This window comes from Sporomusaceae bacterium, assembly GCA_031460455.1.
Lineage (GTDB): Bacteria > Bacillota > Negativicutes > Sporomusales > UBA7701 > Anaeroselena.
Window position 1 is genome coordinate 1 of sequence record JAVKTQ010000030.1, and the last position, 9,684, is coordinate 9,684.

Here is a 9,684-nt window from a genome sequence, read left to right on the forward strand (position 1 = left end):
TAGCCATAAGTTTCAACCCCAAAAATCAGTTTTATCAGGGGGAATTACCGGGGCTCGGAAGACCCGTACCCGGCTTACCCCTCCGGAAGGACCCGCGAACCTAGACAGCTCGCCCCCATCGCAACTCCTGCCAGGGGAGACCACGGCTGCAATGGCTTGTTTGGCGTACTATACCAACTTATGGTAAAATAATGTCGGAGGTGATATTATGTGGTCGATAAAAGGTAACATCATGAAAAACTGCGGAGTTGGTATTAATATTAATGGCGCCCCTGATAACATGGATATTGATGGTAATTGTTTTGAAGCATGCAACGAAGGTATTCGGATCACATACTCATTAGCAGCGAAGCTTACTGATATTGATATCTCTCGAATTCAAAGCTGCATAAAAACTAGCATCACCCCAAGTGAAGACATTGGACGAGCACTGACTATGCTTGAGGATGCGAAAAGCTCCCATGATACTGACCGAAGAATTAATCTAATCTCGACCGCCTTGCAGCTAACAGCACCATATCTACCCAATATCTACAGCTTTGTAAGTTCATTGGCAAATGCTATGCGATAGCAAGTTCCATTAAATAAACATCCTCGGGTCAAAAGCCCGGGGATGTTTTTATTTTCATGCTTTCGCCATCTTACTTTAATACTCCGATTATCCGGCTCGACTTGTACCCTCCACCAGCGGAGTTCTTGTCACAGTTACTGTCGAAGGTCCGCATCATGTTGCGATAGTTCTCTCCGCGAGGCCGCGGCCGCCAGCTGAGGCAACGTCGATTATAATGGGAGACTGGCGATGCGTCACAGCGCTCGTCGTCGTTGTCATTGAACAAGCAGCGCTCGTTGCAGTAATGGACACCCACGGCCACCACCTCCCAGCAAGGGTAAAAGAAAAGAGCCCGAAGGCTCTATTACCGATCTCCTTAATTGCTATATTCAGTATAGTACTGCAGTCCATCACTTATAGCAATTAAACTGAATGTATTTGGTCGCATTCTTTCTAAGCATACTTTTATATTTGCAAAATTTAAATCAGGTGCTCCCCGACCCGAGCTATTGAGAAAATGAAGATTTAAAATGCTTCTTATTCCGCAATTATAATTCAGCCCCTCGAATGCTGGATAACTTTCAATCTTCTTCACGGCAATAGGCGGAGTTCTAAAACTATCCATCCTTTTCATTTCACTCAATATTTCATTTATCGCATCCGTAAAATTATGGCCCTCTTTTGATTCAATGGCAATTGTTACAACAGCTTTGCTTTCCAACTTTGAGACCACTCCCTTTCGCCGTTTCTTCCACATTTCGGCAAAGGGACGCATTTTCCTGCGAAATCCGTCTCTAAAGAAAAAGAGCCGTGAGGCTCTTAATCAACTTTAATATCTGCAGTTCCATCGGGATGCATTATTAGCGGCTTGTTACAATCAATATTTACGTCCTCACCAGTCATTGTCATTTTAAGTACAATATCAGGTTCGTATTTTAGTGTAACTATGATCTGGTCATTCTTCATCTCGATATTTTTATCGATTTCCTTTAGCTTTCCCGTTCCTGTCTATTTTTTGTTAAATTTCGTAATAGACAAGAAATGTCCTGCAATAATCAAGCCGCCCACATAAGCGAGCGGCCTTGATAATTATTTCATGGTACCATGATAACACGGATAAACTCTCACGTCTCTGTCACGTTTTTCGCATGGACGAAAGCCCGTCGATGCCGAAAATTAGCGCACTTAGCTTTTCAATACTGTCACGACTGTCACGGTAATAAGTCGAATCGTCGATGTTTTCCATGGTGCAGACAGCCGGGATAGTGTACCGGTCGAAATAGACGGCTTTCAGTATCCTGTACCTCCGAAGATCTTCCGGCTTGTCCGATTTCTCGCAGTATGCCAGGTAAAGCTCCATCATCGTGTCGATATGGTCAATGATGATCTGAGTTCGTGTTCTTGACCGCTTGATGGCGTCTATGTAGGTGCTCCTGTCTAAAGCGTCGATATCATCCAGGATGTCGATCGGCCGCTCCGCTGATTGCCTGATGGAGTAAACCGAACAATCACAGTGAGCTTTCAGGAGGTGATAATTCCTGAGCAGCAGTCTGGTATTGCGCAGTCGGCGGTCGGCCCGGGACTTGGCTTCTTTCTGCTGACGTTTCTCAATGAAATCGAGGGCGGCTTCGACGGCAATCCTAGCCACGTCTTCTTTATTCATGGTACCTCCTCACCTGATCTTGCCTGCGTCGAAACGCCGGCGGAGCATTTTTCACAAAAACGCAATCGCTTGCGGTTTTCATAGCTTTCTAATCCGGACATAAATCCCCGGCACCTCCGCCCAAAACTTTTCCGTCACCTCGCTGGCCACCTGGGCATCATCCACCCAGAAGCCCAAGTCAGTCATCACGTCCTTGAGCAACTTGATCATATTATCCGTGTCGGGCTTGGTGGTCTTATACTCACCGTTCCCATAACGCCCCCTGGGATAGCACCACTTTGTAATCAGCTGCACGGGTCCAGTAAGCCGCTCAGGCGGTACGTGCCTGGCGAGATAGGCCGTCAACTTCTGGCGAACATCGGCGAGTTCGGGCGGCTCGTAAAAAACAGGCTTACCTTTCACAACCCTTGCCTTCTTTTGCTGGTGTGTTTTCGTTGGCGGCTCTATTGCGATAAAAAATTCAATCGTCGGCATAGACGCTCTCGTCCATGTCTTCGTATAGGTTGCAACGAACGCAATCATTTTCTGCAAAGGATGCCGGATGCTCGGCTCCCTTACACAACGGGTAAGCATCATCGTTAGGCCTATAGCAAGGCGGTCTTTCCATTTTTGCCCATCTCCTTTGCCGGGAAAATTTTTATTGTCAAGGAAGGGAAAAGTATGTCGGGGGGCTTCCTACGCCCCCGACTATTTTTTCCCCTTGACCGTGAGGGAAAGCGAAGCGGATATATATACGTAGTATATATAGGTCGTTTCCTGACAGGAAAATCTCGATAATTTCTCGACTTTTTCCTGATAGGAAAATCTCGATGTTTTTTACTTTCCTGTCAGGAAAATATCGAAACGTTACCGAGAATTTCCTGTCAGGAAAATCTCGGAGAAACACCGACTTTTTCCTTCCTTATTTCTCCTTTCTGAAAACCGCACCATGCACATCAACGGCAAAATTGCCGTGCTCTTTTATGCGGTTTCTTACAGTTTTTTCCGTTACGCCGATGTATTCGGCCATACTTTTTACTGTCGGCTGACCTTCAAACCCGGCCGCCTCGAAGGCCGTCTCAAGGGATGCCCCGCGTTCCTTTTTGCTATCTGCCGGGGATTTCTTTCTTTTAAAGTTCTTCCTCCAGGGCGGCTGATCGGCGTCGGCATCAACATCCTTCAGGACGCCGATTTTATCGACATAGTGCACCGGGTAATCAAACCACAGGTTCACCGGCGCGAACTTCGGAAACTCGCGCAGCGTCCCCTCAATGCGCCAGGCCGTCCGCTGCCGTGCCCGCTGCCGGGCCGGGAAAACGAAGTTATTAACCAGCTCGATGTACTTCTCCTGCGATACGACCCGCTTGCAATAATCCAGCATGGCTCTCTCGCTGAGCCGGTCGTCCTGTGACACATCATCATCCCAGTCGGGATAATTCGCATCCAGGAAGGCCTCACAGGCCGCACAGACGGATTTATTTTCTTCCTGCTTCGCCAGCGCCTCGGTGATATCAAGCTCAATCAGGTCGAGCAGCGCGTCGGGGTCGCGGGCGAACACACCCGACCCGGACGCCCGGTCCATCGACCGCTTGCCGCCCTGGGCGCCCTTAGAATGATGGTGGCAGTAAATCACCGCGCAGCCGAGTTCGGTGCAAACCTTATCGAACTGATTGCAGAAATTCGCCATCTGGTCGGCACTGTTTTCGTCACCGGTGATGATCTTATAGATCGGGTCAATGATGATGGCGATGTAGTTTTTCTTCGCGGCGCGCCTGATCAGCTTGGGCGCCAGCTTATCCATGGGAATAGACTTGCCGCGGAGATTCCATATGTCGATATTGTTGATGTTTTTCGGCTGCCAGCCGAGGGCCTGATAGACGTCCTTGAAACGGTGCAGGCAGCTGGCCCGGTCAAGCTCCAGATTGACATACAGGATCTTGCCTTGGGAACAGTCCCATGACAGCCACTTCCGCCCCTCCGCGATCGCGCAGCAAAGTTCTATGAGCCCGAACGACTTCCCCGCCTTCGACGGCCCGGCCATAAGCATCTTATGCCCCTGTCGCAGGATACCGTCTATCAGGGTCGGCGCCAGGTCGGGGAGATTATCCCAGGCCCCCGCCATGTTCTCCGGCTCCGGCAGATCATCGTTGACGCTTTCGATCCATTCCTTCCATTCAGTGAAGTTTGCTTTGCCGATATTCGTGTCGATGAGCCATTGCTTATTCCCCTGGCGGATAACGCCGGGCATGCGCGACAACCTCGACGGGTTCCGGTTCTGGGTGTCGATCTCCAGCCCGTTCTTCTTGCAGACGGCATAAAGGTAATCCACGCGCTTACGGTATTCTTCGTAGTCAGCTGCATCGATGCGCACGATGGCATGCAGGCTCTTTTTCCCGGAGTGGACCAGGCAGGCCACCGGCAGCTCCAGGGCGCGAATGATCTCGTTTTGCTTTTCAAGCTCCAGGTGATCGGATTCCACCAGCGCGAACCGGAACTCGGTGACGTTCTCGTTTTTAACGCCCTTGCCGTCCAGAGGGTTGAAGCGGATCCAGGCGCCGCATTCCGACTTGTAATCACCGAAGACCGCGCCGATATCCCCGTCGCAGATATTCAGCTCCTCGATGAGCTGGCCGGCCGTGCGGTCCCAGTTGCCCTTCGTGGGTAAATATTTCCCGTCCTTCTCCCAGCTGCTGGTGACATAGCCGACATTCTCCGAACTGTCGAAAAGCGTCTCCAGGTAAGTGGTAAGGTCTTTCACCGGGTTCCAGTTCTCCGGCTCGACGAGTTCGCGGCCCTCAATCCAGTTTTTGTCGATGATAACTCGCTCCGCCTTGTCGGTACCGATAGTGCCTTCCCATTCGATCTCATAATCATCCCGGACGGCCCTGGGGGCCTCCCAACCCCCATCCTTGGCCATCTCCACGATAGTCCCCGCGGTGACCGGAGTGCTAGATCCCTGAAACGATCCCCATTTTTTAAAACACTCCCCGGGCCGGTAGCGGGTGGCGTCCCGTTTGCTCCATGCGTCCCACACACTGGCCGTATAGCCTTCTTCTTTGAGAGCCATGCCCACATTAACCCACTCCTGATAAGAGAGGTTGGCGGGGTCGATATAGTCGAGCAGCGGGAACAGATCCATCTTATCCAATGTCTCTCACCTCAGGGTGGTAGTTTTGGGGAACGATACCCGGCGGGATGTGCCAGCCCTGGGCGGCGATCCGGTCAATCAGTTTTTTCGCGTGCTCAAACTGCCAGGCACCGACATGCTGGAAGCCGCGGCTCTCCAGGAAGCGGATCTGCTTGGGAGTCGTAAGCCCTTCCATCCGCCGGATATTGAGCCGGTCCAGGAGCTTCGATGCCTTGCCGGCGTTATCGATCTCGTCGGGGAAGATGCCCAACTTCTCCAGCGTTTTGACCTGGCTTTCACTGGGTGGCCCCATTTCCCAACCGAAGCTCGGCACATAGCTCGACAGGTCTTCCGCTTGAATCGACATCTCGAACTGAAGCGGGTCGACGAGCTTGCGCTTGCGGGATTTCATTTCCGCCAGCTTCTTGGCCAAGGCTTCTTCCCTGGCCGCCACCACATCTTCGGCCGCGGCCGTCTCCACTGCCACGATGTCGAGCGGGCAGCCAGCTTCCTCGAGCTTCTCGGTCATCTTCTTAGCGACTTCCTCGTTGGTGGCGATCAGGTGGGCCGGCCGGCAGAGCTCGTGGCGCTCCGTGTGCCAGAGGAAATCCAGCAGCAGGAGCTCTTCCTTCCCGGGGTGGAGTCGGGTGCCGCGGCCAACCATCTGACAGTACAGGCTGCGGATCTTCGTCGGCCTGAGGACGATGATGCAGTCCACGCTCGGGCAGTCCCAGCCCTCGGTGAGCAGCATCGAATTGCAGAGCACGTCATACCGGCCAGCGTCGAAATCCGCCAGCACCTCGGCCCGGTCATCGCTTGTCCCGTTGACCTCGGCGGCCCGGAAGCCGGCCTGGGTGAGAATATCTCTGAACTTCTGGCTGGTCTTAATCAGGGGCAGAAATACGACGGTCTTTCGCCCCTGGCAATACTTTTTCATTTCCTCGGCGATCTGGTGGAGGTAGGGGTCCAGGGCCGTCCCGAGGTCGGCGGCCTTAAAATCGCCGCTCTGCATGCCCACGCCGGTCAAGTCGAGTTTCAAGGGGATGGTCTGCGCCTTGATCGGGCTCAGGTAGCCTTCCTTGATGGCCTTGGGGAGCGTGTATTCGTAGGCCAGGCTGTCAAAATACTGGCCAAGGTTGCGCATGTCGCCGCGGTCCGGGGTGGCTGTAACGCCGAGGACGTCGGCCTCCTCAAAGTGCTGCAGAACATTCTGGTAGCTGTCTGAGAGAGCGTGGTGGGCTTCGTCGACGATAACTTTGTCAAAATATTTTTTGTCAAACTGCCGCAGCCGGGACTCCCGCATGAGGGACTGCACCGAACCGACAACGACACGGTACCAGCTGCCTAGACAGCTTTGATCTGCTTTTTCCACCGCCGTGACGAGGCCTGTGGTCTTCTTGATCTTATCGGCGGCCTGGTCCAGGAGCTCGGCCCGGTGAGCGAGTATCAGCACCCGCTCACCAGCCCTAACGCAGTCCTCGGCCACCTTGGCGAAGACGATGGTTTTTCCCGTGCCCGTCGGGAGGACGAGCAGCGTTTTCCGGTTGCCGGATTCCCACTCCCGAAAAATCGCTGCCTTCGCGTCCCGCTGATACGCCCGGTCTTCCATTAGAATTTACCGGTTTGGAACTTCTTGCTGCCGGCCGGCTGGGCCTCTTCCGCAGGCTCCAGGAATTTCTTGACCTCATTTAAGGTTTTTCCTTCGTAGACGCGGGTGCCAATCTTGGCGCGCCCTTTGGAACCGATGACTTTATTCCAGTCCATCTTCAGCTTTTCGCCGTGCTTCTTCTGGCCGATGCAGTTGAAGAACGCGCTCAGGATGCCCTCGGTCCGGGAGTGAAGGAACAGGTTGTGGTTAATCGTCGCGACGCCATCCGACACCGTCACCTGAAGTTTCAGCTTCGCCTGGTTGCAAGCCGGCAGTTTGTCGCCGCCGGAATACCGGGCGCGCTCAAAGCTGATGACCTCGAATTCATACTCACCCTCGGGCAGCGTAATGTATTCCGGAGACTCTTTCTCGATCTCCGACTCCCAATCCAGTTCCACTCCCACGTCAGTTCCACCAAATTCGTTATTGTAAGCCATTGTCGTTTCCTCCTAATTTTTTATTGGAATGGTATTTGCCTGACATCAACGACCAGAGCCAGCACCTGGTCCCAGGCCCCGACCAGCACACCGTCGATGAAGTCCGGGTCGTAATTTCGCACAGGGGTGTCCTGGGGATAATAGCCCTTCATGGCGACGACCTGTTGAATCTCGGCGACCGTCACGCTGTTTGCTGCCATCAGGTCGGCCAGCGGCTTCGGCAACTCCTGCAGGTTATCCGGCGCCCTGGGACTAACCGCTGCCGTCTTGTTGTCGCCCGCGGGGGGAGTAGTTTTTTCTTGCGTCGGCGGAGATTTTTCCTGCGGAGGCGGCGCCGGTTTTTCCTCCTTGGCTTTCTCCTTCGGCGGGGCCTGTTCAGCCGGCGCTGCGGCGGGGGTGTCCTTCGGGGGCTCGGCGGGGGCCGGGGTTTTAGCCGCGGGGGCGGCCGCAGGCTGGGCAGCTGGTTTCGCTGCTTCGCCAACCTCATGATTGGGAACGCAATAAGCGATTTGGGCGAATTCAAACGGGAGCTCCGGTTTTAGGTCGTGCCGGTTCTTGGCGTCCCAGCAGGAGTGATGCACAGTGTGCATAACCCGGGCGCCGCCCCGAACCTTCTTTTTGTTGTCGATCTCGACGACGAACTGTTTATAGTTGGCGAATAACACCATGTCTGCCCATTCCTTGACCAGCGCCGAGGTCTGCCCGCCGGTCTTGTTGCCCAGCTTTAGCTCATAGCGGTCGTAGCTGCCGCACTCGTCGGGGAGTTCAAACTTGCGGATCTGCGTGTGGGCCGTCAGGACAACATTAATCCCGGCGTCGATAACGTCCTGGAGGAGGTTGAGGAACTTGCCGATCTCTTCCTTGACGAATACGTGGCCCTTACCATATCCGAAATCCTCGATCCCCTTCTTGCCATGGATGGCGCAGACATGGGCAACACATAACTGCTCGGCCCAGTCCATCGTGTCGATGATCAGCGTTTTGCAGCAGCCAGACGTGGCCTTGACCTCCTGCACCATAGCCAGCAGCATAGTCCAGCTGGTGGGCCGCGGCAACCTGGCAACGTCTAGGAGATTCGTGCTGCCCTCAGTATCGATGAACAGCGGTTCGGGGAACTGCGAAGCGAACGTCGACTTGCCAATGCCCTCAGGGCCGTATACGACCACCTTCTGCGCCTTCCACACGAACCCGCGGGTAATGTTGAGTGCCATTAGAATTTCCCCCTTTCCCATGTGCTTTTTTGCTCGGCTCCTTCTTCGGCGTAGCCGTCGCTTATGATGATCGTGGCCTCGTCCTTCGATGTGGTTACCCGGGTGGCGATGACCTGCAGCCCCTCGGCCTCCAGCCAGCCCCCGAATTCCCTCATCGTGTCGGCGTCCATCTGCTCGAGCTTGTCCATCAAGACGAAGCCGCAATTCGGGTTCAGCCGGCGGACAATGGCCGCCGCAACCTTCAACTGGTCCGAACCGCTCATATTGTCCCAGGCGTACTTGCGATAGAGCAGTTCCCCGTTTTCCACGGTGAGCTCCGGCAGAGGGAGGTTAGCGCCGTTCAGCAACTCGGTGATTTCCTGGCGGACCTGGTTGATTTCGGCGGTCAAAGCGTCGTATTGCCCGGAGTAGTCGTCCGCGTCGAGTACGGCCTTTTCCCGGTCCATGTTGGCGCGGACTTTGGCATTGATGGCTTCGATGTTGGCCAGATTATCCTCGAGCTCAGCCGTGCTCTCGTCGATCAGGTCCTCGGCCGACTTGTTGGCGGTGGCCAGGTCGCCCAAGGCGGCCTGATAGGAGGCGGTAGCCTGGGCCAATTCTTCCGTCAGCCGGTCCACTTTCGCCTTTAAGAAATCGACGTTTCTCGCGATCTCCGCCGCATGCTGGCGCTTGCGGGCGTTCTCCCCGTTCCTGGCCAGGATGTCCTGCTGTCGCCTGATCAGTTCCGCAGCACTGACCGGCTCCGCGGGAGCATCGGGATAATGGGGGAGTTCAGCGACATGAGCCTTTTTCTGATCGGCGATGCGGCCAATCTCGGTCCGGCGGTTGAACAGCTGATCCCTTTTCGTCTCCAGCGCTTTCAACTGGTCTTCGACGCCGATAATCCGCAGGAGAGTGGCGGCCTTTTCCTTGCTGGTGGCCGCCATGAACCGAGGTAGATCGAGTGCCAGCTGCTCGACAAATTCATTCAGCAGCTGCTGGCCGCCCTTGTTGCCCTGGGGGTCGGTTACCTTGAGGGTGCTGTTTTTGCCGGAGCGTTCAACGACCAGGCCATTGCTCAATGTGACCT

Annotated in this window: 9 protein-coding genes; 1 reads left to right on the forward strand and 8 read right to left on the reverse strand. The window is 54.5% G+C overall.

Going from position 1 to position 9,684, the window contains the following annotated elements; all coding sequences use genetic code 11:
- Positions 1–208: 208 nt before the first annotated feature.
- A complete protein-coding gene (locus RIN56_20300) occupies positions 209–571 on the forward strand; it encodes a hypothetical protein (GenBank protein MDR7869136.1) in 363 nt (120 codons plus the stop codon).
- 355 nt (positions 572–926) lie between these two features.
- On the opposite strand, the gene RIN56_20305 is transcribed toward RIN56_20300, so the two are convergent.
- From RIN56_20305 to RIN56_20340, 8 genes are all read right to left on the reverse strand, one after another.
- A complete protein-coding gene (locus RIN56_20305) occupies positions 927–1,271 on the reverse strand; it encodes a hypothetical protein (protein MDR7869137.1) in 345 nt (114 codons plus the stop codon).
- A 414-nt stretch (positions 1,272–1,685) separates the two neighbouring features.
- Positions 1,686–2,213 carry a hypothetical protein gene (locus RIN56_20310; protein MDR7869138.1) on the reverse strand — a complete coding sequence of 176 codons (528 nt, stop codon included), beginning with the start codon at positions 2,211–2,213 and terminating at the stop codon, positions 1,686–1,688.
- Between the two features lie 78 nt (positions 2,214–2,291).
- Complete coding sequence (locus RIN56_20315) at positions 2,292–2,687, reverse strand: RusA family crossover junction endodeoxyribonuclease (GenBank protein MDR7869139.1); 396 nt, start codon at positions 2,685–2,687, stop codon at positions 2,292–2,294.
- 427 nt (positions 2,688–3,114) lie between these two features.
- Positions 3,115–5,331 (reverse strand): AAA family ATPase, encoded by a 2,217-nt coding sequence (locus tag RIN56_20320; GenBank protein ID MDR7869140.1) that lies wholly within the window; start codon positions 5,329–5,331, stop codon positions 3,115–3,117.
- A gap of 1 nt (position 5,332) precedes the next feature.
- On the reverse strand, positions 5,333–6,928 hold the full coding sequence (locus tag RIN56_20325) for a DEAD/DEAH box helicase (GenBank protein MDR7869141.1): 1,596 nt from the start codon (positions 6,926–6,928) through the stop codon (positions 5,333–5,335).
- The gene (locus RIN56_20330) at positions 6,928–7,404 is read right to left on the reverse strand and encodes a DUF669 domain-containing protein (GenBank protein MDR7869142.1); all 477 of its coding nucleotides are present in this window, start codon (positions 7,402–7,404) and stop codon (positions 6,928–6,930) included. The genes RIN56_20325 and RIN56_20330 overlap by 1 nt, the downstream gene beginning before the upstream one ends.
- A gap of 20 nt (positions 7,405–7,424) precedes the next feature.
- Positions 7,425–8,615 carry an AAA family ATPase gene (locus RIN56_20335; GenBank protein MDR7869143.1) on the reverse strand — a complete coding sequence of 397 codons (1,191 nt, stop codon included), beginning with the start codon at positions 8,613–8,615 and terminating at the stop codon, positions 7,425–7,427.
- The coding region (locus tag RIN56_20340) for a chromosome segregation protein SMC (GenBank protein ID MDR7869144.1) at positions 8,615–9,684 on the reverse strand (1,070 nt) is incomplete at its 5' end. The genes RIN56_20335 and RIN56_20340, both read right to left, overlap by 1 nt.